Below are 18,122 nucleotides of genomic sequence, written 5' to 3'. Positions count from 1 at the left end.
CATCCCGGACAATAGCCCCATGTCAGCCAATTCCCCCACTCCTTTCACCGGCCCGCAGCTGCTGCTTCCCTTTGCGGCCTGCGCCGCGGAGGCCTGGCTGCCGACGATGAAGGCGCTGCCGGCCGGCGCCACGCGCCAACTGGCGCAACTGCTCAAGGGCATGAAGTCAGTGCACACTGATGAAGCGGACGCCCACACGCTGTCGCCGCCGCATGAGCGGGCTTTGGGCCGGGCGCTGGGTATCGCGGATTCCATCACGCCGGACGGCCTGATTCCCTGGGCGGCGCGCGATGCGGCGCTGCACCTGCCCGCCGCTGCCGGCAAGGCCTGGGCCTGGATCGCGCCCTGCCACTGGGCCATGGGCCGCGAGCACGCGACGCTGACCGACCCGGCCGCGCTGGGCCTGCAGGAAGGTGAATCGCGCGCCCTGCTGGCGGCCATGCAGCCTTATTTTGTCGACGACGGCATCACGCTGCACTATGTTCCTGCCCTGGGGCCGTCGCGCTGGCTGGCCGAAGGCGAGCTGTTTCGCCAGCTGCCGACGGCCTCGCTGGACCGGGTGCTGGGCCGCAATGTGGACCCCTGGCTGCCCAAACAGGACAAGAATGACCCCAAGGGCACGGCGCGCAAGATGAAACTGCTGCAAAACGAGATGCAGATGCTGCTGTACACGCATGCACTGAACGACGAGCGCGCGGCGCGGCGGCTGTTGCCGGTGAATTCCTTCTGGCTCAGCGGCACGGGTGCGCTGGATTTTCTCCCTCTCCCCCTGGGAGAGGGCGGGGGTGAGGGACAGCGGCCGTCAATCCATTCGCGGCCTGCAGACACAGCCCCGATCCAGCCTTCAGCAGAGGTGCGCAGGCCGTCGCCCCTCACCCCTACCCTCTCCCAGGGGGAGAGGGAGAAAATCGCGGTGCCGCGCAGCCTGGCGCAGGCCGTGTTTGCCGACGACTGGACGGCCTATGCCCAGGCCTGGGCCGCGCTGGATGCCAACGAAATCACCGCCCTGCTGGCGCGCCAGCGCGCGGGCGAGACCGTGCGGCTCACGCTGTGCGGCGAGCGCGGCGCGGTGACTTTCGAAACCGGCCATGATGGCTTCTTCGCCAGGATTGCGAGCGCCCTGGCCCCCACCCCCTTGCTGAAAGTGCTGGAGCCGCTGTAAACCCCCAGCGCCCGCCACACCCTCATATATATAGAGAGTTTTGACCCCCTCATGAAAATCCAGGTACGCGAAGTCCCGCCGCGCAGCGTCTGGGCGCTGCAACAGGCCGGCATCCACCCGCTGCTGGCGCAGCTGTATGCGGCGCGGGGCGTGCATTCGATTGACGAACTCGACGACGGCCTGGGCCGGCTGCTGCCGCCTTCGTCGTTGCGCGGTGCGCTGGAAGCGGCGAAGCTGCTGGCCGACGTGATGGCCGCCGGCAAAAAAATCTGTGTGGTGGCCGATTACGACTGCGACGGCGCCACCGCCTGCGCCGTGGCGCTGCGCGGCCTCAGGCTGCTGGGCGCGCAGCACGTGACCTACCTGGTGCCGGACCGCGTGACCGACGGCTACGGCCTGACGGCGCCGATTGCCGAGCGCGTGAAGGCCGGCGGCGCCGACCTGCTGGTGACGGTGGACAACGGCATCGCCAGCATGGACGGCGTGGCGCGCGCCCGCGCGCTGGGCATGCAGGTGCTGGTGACCGACCACCATTTGCCGGCACTCAAGGACGGCCTGGTGGTGCTCCCCGAGGCCGACGTGATCGTGAACCCCAACCATCCGGATTGCGGCTTCGAAAGCAAATCCATCGCGGGTGTGGGTGTGATGTTTTACGTGCTGCTGGCGCTGCGCGCCGAGCTGCGCGCGCGCGGTGTGTTTGACGCGGCCAGCCAACCCAAGCTCGATGCCTTGCTGCCGCTGGTGGCGCTGGGCACCGTCGCCGACGTGGTGAAGCTGGACGCCAACAACCGCCGCCTGGTGGCGCAAGGCCTGAAGCGCATACGCGCGGGGCATTTGCCGGCGGGCGTGGCGGGCCTGTTCACGGCGGCGGGCAGGCAGGCGCCTGTGGCCACCACCTTTGACTTTGCGTTTGCCTTGGGCCCGCGCATCAATGCGGCGGGCCGGCTCAGCGACATGACGCTGGGCATTGAATGCCTGCTGACGGACGACGCGGCGCGCGGCGAGGAACTGGCGAAAACGCTGGACGGCATCAACCGCGAGCGCCGCGACATCGAGGCCGGCATGCGCGAGCAGGCGCAACTCGCCGCCGACGCGATGATCGACGAGGACGAGGAGCCGCCGCCGGCGATCGCGATCTTCGACCCGGAATTCCACGAAGGCGTGGTCGGCATCGTCGCCTCGCGCGTGAAAGACAAATTGCACCGGCCGACCTTTGTGTTTGCCGCGAGCCAGGCGCCGGGCAAGGAACACGAACTCAAAGGCTCGGGCCGGTCGATCCCGGGTTTCCATTTGCGCGACGCGCTGGACCTGATGACCAAGCGCCACCCGGGCGTGATGCTGCGCTTCGGCGGCCATGCGATGGCGGCGGGTTGCACCATCGCCGAGGAAAATTTCGAACTCTTTGAACAGGCGCTGCAGCAGGTGGCGCATGAATGGCTGGACGCCGCCACGCTGACCCGCCGCATGGACACCGACGGCCCGCTGGCGCCCGAGTACCGGCGCGCCGACCTGGTCGACACGCTGCACAAGGAAGTCTGGGGCCAGGGTTTTGCGGCGCCCACCTTCAGCGAAATCGTGGAAGTGGTGTCGCAGCGCCTGGTCGGCGAAAAACACCTGGCGCTCAAGCTCAAGCACCAGGGCCAGCCGGTGGACGGCATCTGGTTCGGCCACACCGAGGCGCTGCCGGCGCGCGTGAAGCTGGCCTTCCGGCTGGATGCCGACGAGTGGCAGGGCGTGAAGCGGGTGCGTTTTCTGGTCGAGGGCGCGGAGATTCCGGCGGGCTGAAGCCGTTCTATTGCTGTTCCGTACCCAGAACATCACACCGTTCGGGCTGAGCCTGTCGAAGCCCTTCCACCCCTTCGACAGGCTCAGGACAGGCAGCTCAGGGCGAACGGTAATAAGGTTGGGTTGTGATTCAGCCTGGCCTTAATAAGGCCGCGCCAGTTTGTCAAGCCGCGCTTCTGTCGCCTTGCGTCGGGCAAACCACAAATACAGGCCGCTGCCCAGCACCGCGATGGTGACCAGGTCCAGCAGGGCCCAGATGATTTTGAGGGGCAGGCCGCCGTAGTCGCCGAAGTGGAGCGGGCGCGAGACCTCCAGCGCGCGCAGGTACCACGGCATGTTGAGCACTGACGACAGTTCGCCGCTTCGGGCGTCGACCAGCGCGGGGCTGAAGAGGCGGCTGGTCAGCGGCGTGCTGCCTTTGGCCCAGACCAGGTAGTGGTGCGGGCTGCCGAAGCGGCTACCGGGGTACACCACGCTGATGACGTGCATGCCGGGAAGGGCCAGCCTGGTTGTGTCCACTGCGTTTTGCACCGAGCCCAGTTCAGCCGGCGCCGGCGGGCTCTTCCCTTGCCAGGGCTGGAGCGTGCCTTGAACTTGCGTCTTCTGCCACAGAGAAAAGAGCGGCACAGCCAGTTCGTTCATGGCGCCGGTCAGGCCCACGACCAGCGCCCACACCACGGTGACCACGCCCAACAGGTTGTGCAGGTCCAGCCACCTGAGCCTCGGTGAGCGCGAGGCGCGCACGGTGCCGAAGTCGATGTTGCGCATGAAGGGGCCATAGAGCAGCACGCCCGAAATGAGCGCAATGGCAAACAGCAAACCCATCAGCCCCATAAAAAGGCCGCCGGCCAAGCCGCTGAAAAGCTCCATGTGCAGCGTGAGCATGGTGCCCATGAAGGTCAGGCTTTTTTGCCGCCGGGGCTCGGACTCGCGCAGCAGTTCGGCCGTGCGGGCATCAAAGTGCAGGAAGTAGCGCTTGCCCGGCTCGTCCTTCACGGAGGGCGTGGACGACGTGGAGGCCACCAGCGCCACCACGATCTGCGGCGCTTCGTCATCCAGCGTGATGGAGGAAACCTGCCGGCCGGGATAACGCCGCAGGCTGTCGGCAACGATGGCATCGAGGCTGGGCAGTTTCGCCGGAACTTCGACGCGGGGATAGCCGGGTTCTTCGCCCAGCCAGTCAGCGATCTCATCCGAAAAAACCAGCGGCAGCCCCGAGAGGCAAGCCACCAGCAGGAACGCGGTGCAGAGCAGGCTGCTCCAGCGATGCACCCGGTAGCAGCTTCTTGCGTCCAGCCGGCGCGGCATGGGTCTCAGCGCTTAAAAATCAAAAGTGGCGGACAGCAGGTAGGTGCGCGGCGCGCCGCGGTACAGATTCCCGGAAAGCCAGTAGTCGCGGCCAAAGAGGTTTTCCACGCTGGCGCGTATCGCCACCGGCTTGCCCAGCATGGTGGTGCGGTAACGAAGGCCCGCGTCGAAGCGCGTCCATCCCGGTATCTTCTGCGTGTTCGCGTTGTCGACGTACTGCGAGCTGGTGTAGAGCGCGCGGCCGGTCAGCGTCAGCCCGGGGACCGAAGGCAGGTCCCATTCGCTTCCAAGGCGCACCGCCACGCGGGGTGAACTGACGGCGGTCCTGCCGTCGTTGAGGCCGTTGGCGGTCTTGCTCAGTTTGGCGTCGAGGAACATGACGCCGCCCAGCAGGCGCACGTTCTTGCCGAGCTGGCCGAAGGTGTTGAACTCGATGCCGCGGTTACGCTGCTCGCCGTCCAGCGAATACACCTGCGTCGCGGGATTGGTCAAGCCGCTGGGCTGCGTGATCTGGAACACACTGACGGTGGCACCCACCTCGCCGGCATCAAATTTGACGCCGGCCTCGTATTGCCTGGACTGGTAGGGCGCGAAGACCTGCCCCTTGTTGAGGGCGCTGGCGGGCGCGGTGGGCCCTTGCGTCAGCGCTTCGATGTAGTTGCCGTAGAGCGACAGGCCTTTGAACGGTTTCACGACCAGGCCCACAGCCGGCGAATTGGCGCTTTCGTTGTAGCTGGTGGTGACGGCGCCGGTTGCGCTGAAGTTGTCTTTGCGCACGTTCTGGTGGCGCATGCCCAGCGTGAGCAGGACGCTGTCCGCTGCGAAGGACAGGGTGTCCGCCAGCGCGAAGCCGCTGAGCCGGGTGTCCGAAGTCTTGACGGCCGGCGGCAGGGCCAGCGCCGGTTTGGCGACCAGGTTGGGCGAATAAATATTGGAGGCGATGTTGGGCCCCGGCGTGTAACCGAAGCCGAGCTCTTCGCTGAAGGTGGAGGCGATTGCAGACACCTCATGCCCGACGGTGCCGGTGGCGAACCGGCCCTTCAGGCCGATCTCTACCGTCGAATTGCTCCAGGTGCCTTTCTGGGCCGTCGACACCTCGGTGAAATTGCCCGAGGCCGTGAGGTTGGTACCCGAGGGGAAAAACATGTCTTCCGTGGCCTTGCGCGCGCCCGCCGCCAGGTGCGCGGTGACATTGGGCGCGATGTCCCATTCGGCGCGCGCGGCGCCGTAGCTGGCCAGGGTGTTCCAGTAATTCCAGCGTTGGTAGTAATTGCTGCTGGCACCGGGCGGGGAAGGCACGGCGCTTCCCGCCGCCATGCCGAGCACGCCTTCCGATCCGTCCGTCTTGCTGTCGATATAACCGGCATCGAGCGACAGCCGGACCCGGTCGCCCCGGTAGTCCAGCCCCAGCGTGGCTTCCTGGGTCGAGTTTTTCTGGCCGTCATAGCTGCCGTCGCCGCCTTTGGCGCCGACGTTCAGCCGTATGCCGGTGCTTTGGTCGGGGCCGAAACGCCTGCCGATGTCCACCTGCCCGCCCAGCGACGCATCCGACTGGTAGCGCGTGGTGAACTGGGTCAAGGGCTCGTCGCCGGCGCGTTTGGGCACCAAATTGATGTTCCCGCCTATCGAGCCGGTCGGCGACATGCCGTTGATCAAGGCGCCGGGGCCCTTGAGCACTTCCACGCGCTCGACGCCCATGAGCGTTCCACGGTAGTAAGGGCCGACACCGTACAGCCCGCCGAAGGACGAGGCCGAGTTGTTCACGGCGTAGCCCCGGACGTTGAACTGGTCCATGCCGTTCAGGCGGGAAGTGGTGGTCAGGACGGAGGGATCGTTTTCAAGGATTTCGACAATCGTCCTGGCCTGCTGGTCGGCAATCGTCTGGGCGGTGTAGCTGGTGATGTTGAAGGGCGTGTCCATCACGTCGCGGTTGCCGAGGAAACCCAGGCGCGCGCCGGAGGCCACCTGCCCGCCCGCGTAAGGCGCAGGCGCGTCGCCGGGGCGTTCCGCGGCCGCGGTGACCGTTACCGCGCCCAGCGTGGGGCCCGCAGCCGCGCCGGTGTCGGCGCCGGCACCGGCGGCCGCCGCGCGCAGCGAGTACGCACCGTTGGCCCCGCGCACCACCTGCAGGCCCTGCCCTTTGAGCAGCTCGGCAAAGCCGTCCTGCACGGTGAAGCTGCCGTTCAGGCCGTTGCTGCTTTTGCCGCGCGTCAGGGCGGCGTCGACCGACAGCTCGGCGCCGGCGGCGCTGGCAAAACGCGTGAGCACCTGGTCCAGCGAACCGGCCGGGATGCTGTAGCTGCGCGCCGCGGCGGCGGCCTGCGCGTGGGCCTGTTGCGGTGCGGCCAGGGCCAGCGCGCCCAGCGCCAGGCCCACGAGCAGGGCGGAGCGCACGGCGGCCGCGCCGGCGCTCAGGCGCGGTGCTTCGCCGGAAAGGCTGGGAAGGGGAGAAGTGCTTGCGGGTCTGCGTGGCATGTCCGGGGTCCTCGGGTGTCAGGGGTTTCTGATGTGTTCACCAGGTCTTCCGGACGAGAAGCCCAAACCCTCAATGCCGCGTGAAAATATTTTTTGGCGCCGCCTTCAAACCCAGGCGCGGCGGGCTACCTGGCCTGGACGGTGACCCAATAACGTGTGCGGTACACCAGGTCGACCGGCAGCCCCAGCGTCAGGTTGAGCAGCGCGCGGTCGGTGTCTTCCAGCGAGAACACGCCGCTGACCTCCAGGTTGGCGACTTCAGGCGCGCAGCGCACGATGCCGGGCCGGTAGCGCGCGATTTCCGCAAGGAAGTCGGCCACGCGCATGCGCTCGGCCACCAGCTTGCCCTGCGCCCAGGCGGCGGCGCTTTCTTGCGCGGGCGCCGGGGGCTGCACCTGCTCGCCCGAAAAGACCGTGCGCTGGCCGGCCTCTATCCGGACAGGACGGCCTCCGCCGCGCACGGGCCGGATTTCCACCGCACCTTCAAACACCGCGACGCGTGAACTGTCCGCGTCCTGCCGCACGGTGAAGCGCGTGCCCAGCGCCTGCACCGTGCCATGCCTGTCCTGCACGATGAAGGGCCTGTGCACGGAGACCGGGTCGGGCGCGGTCGTGACGAGGATTTCGCCGGCCTGCAGCACGATGCGGCGCTCGCGCGCGTCGAAGCTCACGTCGATGGCGCTGGCCGTGTTGAGCACCAGGCGGGTGCCGTCGGGCAGCTCGAGTTGTTTGGTTTCGCCGGCGCGGGTGCGGTGCTGCGAACCGGCGATCTTCCAGGTTTCGGTTTCGCGCGCGCCGTAGGCCGCGCCGCCCACCAGCGCGGCCAGCCCCAGCAGTTCCAGCGCGCGGCGGCGCGAGGCCGCTGCGGCGGGGGACGCCAGCAAGGCCTGGCGCGCGAGCTGATTCGGCACGCCGCACAGGCGGTTTTCAAAAGCCTGCAGCCGGCTCCAGGCGAGTTCATGCTGGGGATGGGCCGCGCGCCAGGCCTCGCAGGCCTGCCTGTCGGCGTCGCTGGCTTCGCCGGACCACAGGCGCGCCATCCACACCGCGGCCTGGCGCACCACGGCCGGGTCGCGCAGCGGCTCGTCCATGAGGCCGGAGCGGCTCATGCGCCCTCCCCGTGCAGCGCTTGGTAGCAGGCCAGCAGCGCAGAGGCGATGTATTTCTCCACCGAGGACACCGACACCTTGAGTTGGTCGGCGATCTCGCGGTAGCCGAGGCCGTCGAGCTTGCACAGCAGCAGGGCCTGGCGCGCCTTGGCGGGCAGGCGGTCCAGCACGGCGTCGATTTCCATCAGGGCTTCTATCACCAGCGCGCGGGCTTCTTCGGAGGGGGCTTCGGCCTCGGGCATGAGGCTGACGGTGGCCAGCCAGGCGGCTTCGATGCGGCGGCGGCGGTAGAGGTCTATCAGCAGGCCTTTGGCGATCTGCGTGAGGTAGGGCCGTGATTGTTCAGGCTGCGGCGTCTTGCCGGAAGCAATGACACGCACATAGGTGTCATGCGCCAGGTCGGCCGCGTCGAAGGCATTGCCGAGTTTCTGGCGCAGCCAGCCGCGCAGCCAGTGGTGGTGGTCGCTGTACAGCGCGTCCACCTTCTGGCCGGCGGGCTCGCAATGGGCGTTGGTTATATCGGCGGTGGACATAAAAAAGGGAAAACTGCCCATTCAGGGCCCGCTGCACTGCCGGCCACAGATAAGAATAATTCTCAATTGTAGGGCCGAAAGCCCGGCCGGCCTAAAACCGCCGCGGTCCGGCGAGACTCACAGATGAGAGCCATTCTCATTTAAGATGGATTTTTGCCCGCAGACAGGGCGTCACCAGAACGGGGAGTTCAACCATGTCAGGACCCTGGCCGGCAGCGCAAGCTGACCTTGCCCGCGAATACCGGGCGCTACTGAATCAATACGGCGAGGCGCAGCGCCGCTGCAGCGCGGTGATCAGCCGCCAGGCGGCGCAGGTCACGGCCCTGCAGGCCGAAGCCGTGCGCCTGCGCGCCGCGCTGATCCTGCGCGACACCGCCCTGGCCTGCGAACGCGAGGACAGGCGTGCGCTGGAAGCCGCCATCCCCGGCCTGCCCAAACGCCTGACCCTGGCGCGGCGGGTTGAATCGCTGGCGAAACGGGTGCAGGACCTGATGCGCGAGCTGATGCGGGAACGCCTGGGCTGGAACAGGCACGCTGCGGCCTTGCCGCCGGCATCGCAAGACGCGCCCGCCGCGCTGGGCGACCTGCGCGAAAAATCCGTGCTGTGTGTCGGCGAAGACGGCCCCGGCACCAGCGCCACGCAGCGCGTGATTGAAATGGCCGGCGGCCGCTTTTTGCACCACGGCGGCGAGGACGAACAGGACGGCCCTGCCCTGGAAGCCAGCCTGGTGGCGGCCGACCTGGTGATCTGCCAGACCGGCTGCGTGAGCCACGACGCTTACTGGCGTGTGCAGGACCACTGCCGGCGCACCGGCAAGCAGTGCGTTTTGGTGGAGCAGCCCCAGGCGCTGCAAAACCACTCCTTCCCCCTTTGGGGGAAGGTTGGGATGGGGGCTTGCAGCGATTGATGGTGTGGCCGGCTTCAGATCGCAGGCCGGAGAGCCCCCATCCCTGCCTTCCCCCAGCGGGGGAAGGAGCCAGAAAATAAGCAGGCCTTACTGCAGCCCGAACTCGCCGCCGCGCTCGATCGCGCGCTGGTAAGCAGGCCGGGCGTGGATGCGTGCCAGGAAATCCATCAGCCGCGGCCGGCTTTCATTGAGCCCGCCGCGCGCAGCGGCGGCTTCGAGCGGGAAGCTCATCTGGATGTCGGCGCCGCTGAAATCCGCGCCGGCAAACCAGCCGCCCTGGGGCAGCGACATTTCAAGGAAGTCCAGGTGCTGGCGCAGCTGCGGCTCGATGAAGGTTTTTTTGACCTTGCCGGCGATTGCGCGGGCGATCGGCTTGGCGAAGAAGGGCATGGGCGAGTTCTCGACCTTGTCGAACACCAGCTTGAGCAGCAGCGGCGGCATGGCCGAGCCTTCGGCGTAATGCATCCAGTAGGTGTAGCGCAGGTGGTCGCCCGTGCCGGCCGCGGGCGCCAGGCGGCCGGCGCCGTAGCGGGCTACGAGGTATTCAATGATGGCGCCCGATTCGGCCAGCGTGAGTTCGCCGTCGGTGATGACCGGTGACTTGCCCAGCGGGTGCACGGCGCGCAGCGAGGGCGGCGCCAGCATGGTCTTGGGGTCGCGCTGGTAGCGCTGGATCTCATAGGGCAGGCCCAGCTCCTCCATGAGCCAGAGTATGCGTTGCGAGCGGGAGTTGTTGAGGTGGTGCAGGGTGATCATGGTGAGTGCATGGTAGGCCATCCCCCGCCGGATTGAAGCCGCCGCCGCGACAGCCTTGGCGCGCACCGTCGCCGGCAGTTTTTGCACCCGGCCGGGGCAGCCGGGCACCAGAAGCGGGAACTTTGTACACAATCCGCCAGCCAATCGCGTACAAAACCTGGCACAGGCCTTGCACTCAAGCCAGGCATGAACGCCCTTGCCAGCATCGAACCCGCCGCCATTGAAGCCGTCGCGCTGACCAAACGCTACGGGCCGCAAGACAAGCCTGCTGTGGACGGCATCAACCTGCGCATCGCCAGCGGCAGCTACTGCTGCCTGCTGGGGCCTTCGGGCTGCGGCAAAAGCACGACGCTGCGCATGATGGCGGGGCATGAGTCCGTCACCAGCGGGGACATCCTGCTGGAAAACCGCAACATCACCGACCTGCCGGCCGCCGGGCGCGGCACGGCCATGATGTTCCAGAGCTTCGCGCTGTTCCCGCACTTGTCGGCGCTGGACAACGTGGCCTTCAGCCTCAAGATGAAAGGCGTGGACAAGGCGGCGCGCCGCAAGCAGGCCGGCGACCTGCTGGAGCGCGTGGCCATGGGCCACCTGGCCGAGCGCAAGCCGGCGGAGCTTTCGGGCGGGCAGCAGCAGCGCGTGGCGCTGGCGCGCGCGCTGATCACGCAGCCGCGCGTACTGCTGCTGGACGAGCCGCTGTCGGCGCTGGACCCGTTCCTGCGCATCCAGATGCGCGCCGAGCTGCGGCGCTGGCAGAAAGAGCTGGGCCTGACCTTCATCCACGTCACGCACTCGCAGGAAGAGGCGATGGCGCTGGCCGACACCATGGTGGTGATGAACCACGGGCTGATCGAACAGGTGGGCTCGCCGCACGAGATCTACAACCGCCCCGCCAGCGAATTCGTCGCGCGCTTCATGGGCGGGCACAACGTGCTGGACACGCCGGCCGGCCGCATCGGCGTGCGCACCGACCACATGAACATCACCCCGGCCGGCCAGGCCGCGCCCGACGCGGCGCACAACCGGCGCGCGGTGGTCACCGACGTCGAATACCAGGGCACCTACGTGCTGCTGGGCCTGCAGAAGCCCGGCGTGTCGCTGAGCGCCAGCACCACGGCCGAGCTGTCGGTGATGGTGTCGGAAGCGGCGTTCGCGGCCCGGCCCTATGCGCCAGGCGACAGCGTGCAGCTGTCGTGGGCGCCCGAGGCGGCGCACTCGCTGCAGGCCTGACAAATGACGGCGGCCAGTCCTCTCTTTCTACTCCCTCGCCAAAGATCACTTTTCCTCAACCGCTTCACCAGGAGTTTTCACCATGTCCGACGCTCTTCCTGATCAACAAGCTCCCCACGACATCGCCGCCGACACGCCGGCAGGCGGCGTGGCCCGCCGTTCCCTGCTCAAGGGCACGGCCGGCATCCTGGCCACGGGCATGTTCCCCGCGGTGCATGCGCAGGAAAAAATCGTGCTTCGCTACCTGGGCACCGCGGTGAACCAGGACAAGGCGATTGCCGAGAAGTTCAAGGCCGACACCGGCATCACTATCCAGTACGTGGCCGTCACCACCGACGACGTGACCAAGCGCGCCGTGACCGCGCCCAACAGCTTCGACCTGATAGACACCGAGTACTTCTCGCTCAAGAAGATCGTTCCCACCGGCAACCTGAAGGGCATAGACACCAAGAAGATCAAGAACGCCGACAAGATCACCACGCTGTTCACCACCGGCACGGTGGCCGGCAAGGCCGTAGGCGACCAGGGCACGGCCCCCAAGAAGGTGATTTACCTCGAAGGCGAAAAGAGCAAGGTCTTCGCCAAGAGCCCGACGCAGTTCATGTCGCTGATCCCCACGGTCTACAACGCCGACACGCTGGGCATACGCCCCGACCTGATCAAGCGCCCGATCAACTCCTGGGCCGAGCTGCTGAACCCCGAGTTCAAGGGCAAGGCCGCGATCCTGAACATCCCGTCCATCGGCATCATGGACGCGGCCATGGTGGTGGAAGCCAAGGGCATCTACAAATACCCGGACAAGGGCAACATGACGAAGAAGGAGATCGACCTGACGATCGCCACGCTGATCGAGGCCAAGAAGGCCGGCCAGTTCCGCGCGCTGTGGAAGGACTTCAACGAGTCGGTGAACCTGATGGCTTCAGGCGAGGTGGTGATCCAGTCGATGTGGAGCCCCGCCGTGACGGCCGTGCGCACCAAGGGCATCGCCTGCAACTTCCAGCCGCTCAAGGAAGGCTACCGCGCCTGGGCCGCCGGCTTCGGCCTGCCCGCCACGCTGTCGGGCAAGAAGCTGGACGGCGCCTATGAATTCATCAACTGGTTCCTCGACGGCTGGGCCGGCGCCTACCTGAACCGCCAGGGCTATTACAGCGCCGTGCTGGAAACCGCCAAGGCCAAGATGGAAGCCTACGAGTGGGCTTACTGGATGGAAGGCAAGCCGGCCACGCAGGACATCAAGAGCCCCACCGGCGACGTGCTGGCCAAGACCGGCTCGGTGCGCGACGGCGGCAGCTATGAAGCGCGCATGGGCGGCATTGCCTGCTGGAATGCGGTGATGGATGAGAACAACTACATGGTCCAGAAATGGAACGAATTTGTGGCAGCGTAAATAAGCACCCCCCTGTGGTCGCTCACTTCGTGTAGCGGCCTCTCCCCTGCAGGGGACGACACTTGCGGCCCGGCAAAGCCGGTTCCGCGGTGTCCTGGATCAGGCTTCGCTTCGCTTGCCCTCGGCCTTTTACCTTGGATATTTATGAGTGCTCCTGCTGTCACTGCACATTCCGCCCCGGCCAAGGCGCCCGGGCGTGCGCTGGCCGCCTGGTGGCAGGCGCTGCCGCTGACGACGGTGTTTGTGCTGTTCTTCCTGGTCCCGCTGGCGCTGGTGCTGATGGTGAGCTTCTGGGACTTCAATGAATACGAGTTGCTGCCGGGCTTCACGCTGAAGAACTACGTCGCCATCTTCGACGGCTGCGGCAAGGCGTCGGAGCTGTGCGTCACCTTCAAGACCTACCTGTCGACCTTCAAGTTCAGCTTCCTGGTCTGGCTGATCACGCTGCTGACGGGCTTCACGGTGTCCTATTTCCTGGCCTTCCATGTGCGTTCGCAAGGGGTGCAGACGCTGCTCTTCGTGCTGTGCACCATCCCGTTCTGGACGTCCAACGTGATCCGCATGATCTCGTGGGTGCCGCTGCTGGGACGCAACGGCCTGGTCAACCAGAGCCTGGTGGGCATGGGCGTGGTGAACCAGCCGGTGGAGTGGCTGCTGTTCTCGGACTTTTCGGTGGTGCTGGCCTTTGTGCACCTTTACACCATGTTCATGATCGTGCCCATCTTCAACTCGATGATGCGCATAGACCGCAGCCTCATCGAGGCGGCCAACGACAGCGGCGCCTCGGCCTGGCAGACGCTGTGGAACGTCATCGTGCCGCTGTCGCGCACGGGCATCATCATCGGCTCCATCTTCGTCATCACCATCGTGATGGGCGACTTCGTGACCATAGGCGTGATGGGCGGCCAGCAGATCGCCTCCATCGGCAAGGTCATCCAGGTGCAGACCTCCTACCTGCAGTTCCCGCTGGCGGCGGCCAATGCGGTGATCCTGCTGGCGCTGGTGCTGATGATCATCTGGGCCCTGACGCGGCTGGTCGACATCCGGAAGGAACTATGACCCCCACGCTTGTCACTTCGTGTACTACGCTGCCCCCCGAGGGGGCTGGCCTTGCTTGGGGCGGCCCGGCGCTGCGGCCCCTCCTGCGGAGGTTCTAAGCTATGTCCGATAAACGCTCTGCCGGTTTCTGGTTCCTCGCCGCGTTCTTCACGCTGTTCGTGCTCTTTCTTTACGGGCCGATGTTCATCATCGTGCTGCTGAGCTTCCAGGGGCCTGAAGGCGGGCTGACCTTTCCGCTGCGCGGCGTGTCGCTGCACTGGTTTCACAAGCTGGCCGAGGGACTGGGCGTGGTGGACATAGGCGCGGCGCTGAAACGCTCGCTGGGCCTGGGCCTGGCGGTGACGGTCTTCACGGTGGTGCTGTCGGTGCTGGCCGGCCTGGCCTTCCGCAAAAAACTCGCGGGCGGCAACACCCTGTTTTTTGTGGTGGTGGCCAGCCTGATCATGCCGTCCATCATCGTCTCGCTGGGCATAGGCCTGGAATTCCGGCTGCTGGACAACGGCATCAAGAAGGCGCTGGAGCTGTTCGGCATGACGGGCGCGCTGGAGGAATACGGCACGGCGCTGGGCCTCTTCACGTCGGCGCTGGGCGCGCACCTGACCTGGACGCTGCCCTTCGGTTTGCTGATCATGTTCGCGGTGTTCAACCGCTTCAACCCGGCTTACGAAGAAGCCGCGCGCGACCTGGGCGCCACGCCGTGGCAGGGCTTTCGCCACGTGGTGCTGCCGCTGATCGCGCCCTCGGTGGTGGGCATAGGCATGTTTGGGTTTACGCTGAGCTGGGACGAAATCGCCCGCACCTCGCAGGCCATCGGCGACGTCAACACGCTGCCGCTGGAACTGCAGGGCCTGACGACCACCGTGACCACGCCGTCCATCTATGCGCTGGGCACCGTCACCACCGTGGTGTCGCTGGGGGTGATGGCGCTGGCGATGGGCCTGGCCTGGTGGCTGGGCAAGCGGCAGAAAAAAGGAAAACGATGATTGCGCTGAATCCGGTGAACGCGCCCGCGGCGCCCCCGAGCGACAGTGAGATGTACGAGCGCGTGGTCTCGGCCATCCTGGACCATCGCCTGCCGCCGGGCACCCGGCTGGGCGAAGACAAGCTGGCCGGCGCTTTCGGCGTCTCGCGCACGCGCATACGCCCGGTGCTGCTGCGCCTGGCCAACGAGCAGGTGGTCACGCTGGTGCCGAACCGCGGCGCCACCGTGGCCCAGCCCACCGAACAGGAAGCGCGCGAGGTCTTCGAGGTGCGCCGGCTGATAGAGCCCACGCTGGTGGAGCTCTTCATCGCCAAGGCCAACGAGGCCGACATGCAGCAGCTCAAGCGCTGCATCGACGACGAGGAAGCGGCGCGCCTGGCCGGCGACATGCACCGCGCGATCCGGCTGTCGGGCGACTTCCACCTGCAGATCGCCGAATGCGCCGGCCACCAGACGCTGGGCCGCATCCTGCGCGAACTGACCTCGCGCACCTCGCTGATCCTGATGACCTACAGCACGGCCCGCAAGGACAGCCGTGACGAGGCCGCCGCCTGCGGCTGCCGCGAACACCGCGTGCTGCTGGACGCGATACGCCTGCGCGACGCGCGGGAAGCGGCGCGCCACATGCGCGAGCACCTGACGCGCCTGGAGTCGCAACTGCAGTTCACGCCGCCGGCGGGCGAGGCGCCCGACTTGGCCACGCTCTTCTCCTGATATGGCCACCAGTGGAGGTATTTCACCAGTGGGGGCCGAGGGTCCGGCTTCGCCGGCCCCAGGCGCCGCCCCCTCGAGGGGGGAACAGGCTACACGCAGTGAGCCTGGACGGGGGTGAACTCTCCATGCGTAAGCTGCTCGTCATCAATCCAAATACCTCGGCCTCGGTCAGCGCGCTGCTGCAAACCCACGTGCAGGCCGCCGCCGGGCTGCATGTGCAGGTCAGCACCGTCACCGCCCGCTTCGGCGCGCCCTATATTTCGGACGAAGCCGGTTACGCAGTGGCTTCGCATGCCACGCTGGACGCCTGGGCGGCCGCGCTTGCCGGCGCGAGTGAACCGCCCGATGCGGTGCTGATAGGCTGCTTTGGCGACCCCGGCCTGCTGGCCTTGCGTGAAAGCAGCCCGGTGCCGGTCACCGGCCTGGCCGAGGCGGCCTTCATCGAAGCGGCGCGCCACGGCCGCTTTGCCATCGTCACCGGGGGCGAGCGCTGGGGGCCCATGCTGCAGCGGCTGGCCCAGGCGCTGGGCCACGCGCCTTCGCTGGCCGGCATCCACACCGTCGCGCCGACGGGCGCGCAGCTGGCCGCCGACCCGGCCGCCGCCCGCACCCTGCTGGCCCAGGCCTGCCGCGATGCGGTGCGCCAGCTGGGCGCGCAGGCGGTGATCCTGGGCGGCGCCGGCTTGGCGGGCATGGCCGCGGCGCTGCAGCCCGGGCTGGGCGTGCCGCTCATCGACAGCGTGCTGGCCGGCGCCCACTGGGCCCTGCGCAGCCACGCGCCGCCGCCGCAGCGCGCCAAGCCGGGCTTCGACGTGCCCTGGGAAAACCTGTCGCCGGAGCTGACCGCCTTGGGCTTGTAGCCCGAGCAGCTTCGCAGGGATATGTGAGCGCGCACTGCAGTGCAAAGGCATAAAGCCTAAAATGGCCCTGTGACCCCCCATAACATCCTGAATGCCGACCTGCATTGCCACTCTGTGGTCTCGGACGGCACGCTGACACCCGAGGCGCTGGCCGAACGGGCCAAGGCCAACGGGGTGGAACTCTGGGCCCTGACCGACCACGACGAAATCGGCGGCCAGCACCGTGCCGCCGCGGCCGCCAAGGCCCAGGGCATGCAATACCTGACGGGCACCGAGATCTCCGTCACCTTCGCCGGGCAAACCGTGCACATCGTGGGCCTGGGCTTTGACGCAGACAATCCCGAAATACAGCAGGGCCTGCGCAACACGCGCGGCGGGCGCGAGCAGCGCGCCATGGAAATGTCGGACTCGCTGGCCAAGGTGGGCATCAAGGGCGCTTACGAAGGCGCGCTGAAGTTCGTCGGCAACCCCGAGCTCATTTCGCGCACGCACTTCGCGCGCTTCCTGGTCGAGACCGGCGTGTGCCGCGAAACACCGGAAGTCTTCCGCAAATACCTGACCGAAGGCAAGCCCGGCTACGTGCCGCACCGCTGGGCCAACCTGCGCGACGCCGTGACCTGGATCACCGAAGCCCAGGGCGTCGCGGTGATCGCGCACCCGGGCCGCTACAAGTTCACCCCCAACGAGGAATACGCCTTGTTCACCGAGTTCAAGTCCCACGGCGGGCGCGGCGTGGAGGTGGTCACCGGCAGCCATACGCCGCAGGAATACCTCAAGTACGCCGAAACGGCAAAAGAGTTCGGCCTGGCCGCCTCGCGCGGCAGCGACTTCCACAGCCCCGACGAGAGCCACACCGACCTGGGCACCCTGCCCTTCCTGCCGGGCGAACTGACGCCCGTGTGGGAACTGCTGGCGGACCGCATCCAGTGATGGCCGGTCCCGCGAGAAACACCTCCCACGCCCCGACCGGCATTGCGCTCCTGGTGGCCGCCGTCGCCTGCTTCGCGGTGCTGGACACCACCACCAAGTTCATCTCCAACAGTGTGCCGGTGCTGATGGCGCTGTGGTTCCGTTATGCCTTCCAGGCCGTCGCCACCACCATCGCCGTGCTGCCTTCGCGCGGCATGTCGATTTTCAGGACCGCCCATCCGAAATTCCAGTTCCTGCGCGGCCTGCTGCTGCTGGGCACCAGCGTGTTTGCCTTCTTCAGCCTCAAGTACATGCCGGTGGGCGAATTCACCGCCATCGTGATGATCACGCCGCTGGTCATCACGCTGCTGGCCTCGCTGTCGCTGGGAGAGCGCGTGTCCTGGCTGCGCTGGGTTCTGGTGGTGGGCGGTTTCGTCGGCACAATGATCATCATCCGGCCCAGCCGCGACGACTTCAACCTGACCATGCTGCTGCCGCTGGGGCTGGTGATCTGCAATGCCTGGTTCCAGATTTTGACCAGCCGGCTGGCGCGCACCGAAGACCCCTTCACCATGCATTTCTACACCGGCTGGGTGGGCACGCTGGCCGCCTCGCTGGCCCTGCCCTTTGCCTGGGCTTCGCTGGACTCCTGGACGCTCTGGGCCTGCCTGGCGCTGATGGGCTTCATGGGCACGGTCGGGCATTTCATGATGATCCTGGCCTACGGCCGCGCGCCGGTGTCCACGCTCACGCCCTTCCTCTATGCGCAGATCGGCTTTGCGATGCTGGGCGGCTGGATCGCTTTTTCGCACGTGCCCGACCAGTGGTCCATGCTGGGCATCGTGATGATCGCCATCTGCGGCGCGGCCGGCGCCTGGCTGGCCGTGCGGCAAAGCCGGGTCGCCATCGAGCCGGTCGAGTCTTGAATCCGGTGGTTTAAGAACC

16 protein-coding genes are annotated in these 18,122 nt (G+C 67.0%); 11 read left to right on the top strand and 5 right to left on the bottom strand.

The annotated features are described in order from the left end of the window. Positions 1–19 precede the first annotated feature (19 nt). Together ACLV74_RS10750 and recJ are read left to right on the top strand one after the other, a co-directional pair. Positions 20–1,162, top strand: a complete 1,143-nt coding sequence (locus ACLV74_RS10750; RefSeq protein WP_411879391.1) for a hypothetical protein — start codon at positions 20–22, stop codon at positions 1,160–1,162. 51 nt (positions 1,163–1,213) lie between these two features. Continuing rightward, positions 1,214–2,947 (top strand): single-stranded-DNA-specific exonuclease RecJ, encoded by a 1,734-nt coding sequence (gene recJ, locus ACLV74_RS10745; RefSeq protein ID WP_411879390.1) that lies wholly within the window; start codon positions 1,214–1,216, stop codon positions 2,945–2,947. A gap of 141 nt (positions 2,948–3,088) precedes the next feature. Here recJ and ACLV74_RS10740 read toward each other — a convergent pair whose 3' ends face one another. The 4 genes from ACLV74_RS10740 to ACLV74_RS10725 all read right to left on the bottom strand — a co-directional run bounded on the left by ACLV74_RS10740 (position 3,089) and on the right by ACLV74_RS10725 (position 8,372). Next, positions 3,089–4,255 carry a PepSY-associated TM helix domain-containing protein gene (locus ACLV74_RS10740; RefSeq protein WP_411879389.1) on the bottom strand — a complete coding sequence of 389 codons (1,167 nt, stop codon included), beginning with the start codon at positions 4,253–4,255 and terminating at the stop codon, positions 3,089–3,091. Between the two features lie 12 nt (positions 4,256–4,267). Beyond that, on the bottom strand, positions 4,268–6,730 hold the full coding sequence (locus tag ACLV74_RS10735; RefSeq protein ID WP_411879388.1) for a TonB-dependent siderophore receptor: 2,463 nt from the start codon (positions 6,728–6,730) through the stop codon (positions 4,268–4,270). A 125-nt stretch (positions 6,731–6,855) separates the two neighbouring features. Continuing rightward, the gene (locus ACLV74_RS10730) at positions 6,856–7,839 is read right to left on the bottom strand and encodes a FecR domain-containing protein (RefSeq protein WP_411879387.1); all 984 of its coding nucleotides are present in this window, start codon (positions 7,837–7,839) and stop codon (positions 6,856–6,858) included. Next, the gene (locus tag ACLV74_RS10725) at positions 7,836–8,372 is read right to left on the bottom strand and encodes a sigma-70 family RNA polymerase sigma factor (protein WP_411879386.1); all 537 of its coding nucleotides are present in this window, start codon (positions 8,370–8,372) and stop codon (positions 7,836–7,838) included. Before ACLV74_RS10725 ends, ACLV74_RS10730 begins: the two co-directional genes overlap by 4 nt. 338 nt (positions 8,373–8,710) lie before the next feature. Here ACLV74_RS10725 and ACLV74_RS10720 point away from each other — a divergent pair, with 338 nt between their 5' ends. Beyond that, positions 8,711–9,280 carry a DUF2325 domain-containing protein gene (locus tag ACLV74_RS10720; RefSeq protein WP_411879461.1) on the top strand — a complete coding sequence of 190 codons (570 nt, stop codon included), beginning with the start codon at positions 8,711–8,713 and terminating at the stop codon, positions 9,278–9,280. A gap of 87 nt (positions 9,281–9,367) precedes the next feature. Here ACLV74_RS10720 and ACLV74_RS10715 read toward each other — a convergent pair whose 3' ends face one another. Continuing rightward, positions 9,368–10,036 (bottom strand): glutathione S-transferase, encoded by a 669-nt coding sequence (locus ACLV74_RS10715; RefSeq protein WP_411879385.1) that lies wholly within the window; start codon positions 10,034–10,036, stop codon positions 9,368–9,370. A 186-nt stretch (positions 10,037–10,222) separates the two neighbouring features. Between ACLV74_RS10715 and ACLV74_RS10710 the strand changes: the two genes are divergently transcribed. From ACLV74_RS10710 to ACLV74_RS10675, 8 genes are all read left to right on the top strand, one after another. Beyond that, the gene (locus ACLV74_RS10710) at positions 10,223–11,266 is read left to right on the top strand and encodes an ABC transporter ATP-binding protein (RefSeq protein WP_411879384.1); all 1,044 of its coding nucleotides are present in this window, start codon (positions 10,223–10,225) and stop codon (positions 11,264–11,266) included. A gap of 82 nt (positions 11,267–11,348) precedes the next feature. Further along, a complete protein-coding gene (locus tag ACLV74_RS10705; protein WP_411879383.1) occupies positions 11,349–12,653 on the top strand; it encodes an ABC transporter substrate-binding protein in 1,305 nt (434 codons plus the stop codon). 144 nt (positions 12,654–12,797) lie between these two features. Continuing rightward, entirely contained in the window at positions 12,798–13,712 is a 915-nt protein-coding gene (locus ACLV74_RS10700; protein WP_411879382.1) for an ABC transporter permease, read from the top strand. Positions 13,713–13,813: 101 nt separating this feature from the next. Beyond that, positions 13,814–14,695 carry an ABC transporter permease gene (locus tag ACLV74_RS10695; RefSeq protein WP_411879381.1) on the top strand — a complete coding sequence of 294 codons (882 nt, stop codon included), beginning with the start codon at positions 13,814–13,816 and terminating at the stop codon, positions 14,693–14,695. Beyond that, positions 14,692–15,408 (top strand): GntR family transcriptional regulator, encoded by a 717-nt coding sequence (locus ACLV74_RS10690; protein WP_411879380.1) that lies wholly within the window; start codon positions 14,692–14,694, stop codon positions 15,406–15,408. Before ACLV74_RS10695 ends, ACLV74_RS10690 begins: the two co-directional genes overlap by 4 nt. 125 nt (positions 15,409–15,533) lie before the next feature. Next, a complete protein-coding gene (locus ACLV74_RS10685; protein WP_411879379.1) occupies positions 15,534–16,268 on the top strand; it encodes an aspartate/glutamate racemase family protein in 735 nt (244 codons plus the stop codon). Between the two features lie 69 nt (positions 16,269–16,337). Beyond that, positions 16,338–17,198 carry a 3',5'-nucleoside bisphosphate phosphatase gene (locus tag ACLV74_RS10680; protein WP_411879378.1) on the top strand — a complete coding sequence of 287 codons (861 nt, stop codon included), beginning with the start codon at positions 16,338–16,340 and terminating at the stop codon, positions 17,196–17,198. Beyond that, positions 17,198–18,103, top strand: a complete 906-nt coding sequence (locus tag ACLV74_RS10675; RefSeq protein WP_411879377.1) for a DMT family transporter — start codon at positions 17,198–17,200, stop codon at positions 18,101–18,103. The genes ACLV74_RS10680 and ACLV74_RS10675 overlap by 1 nt, the downstream gene beginning before the upstream one ends. Positions 18,104–18,122 lie beyond the last annotated feature (19 nt).

It is taken from the genome of Polaromonas sp. YR568 (genome assembly GCF_943369415.1).
Lineage (GTDB): Bacteria > Pseudomonadota > Gammaproteobacteria > Burkholderiales > Burkholderiaceae_C > Polaromonas.
The sequence above is the reverse complement of the archived record's forward strand: the minus strand, read 5'-3'. Positions and strand labels throughout refer to the sequence as shown.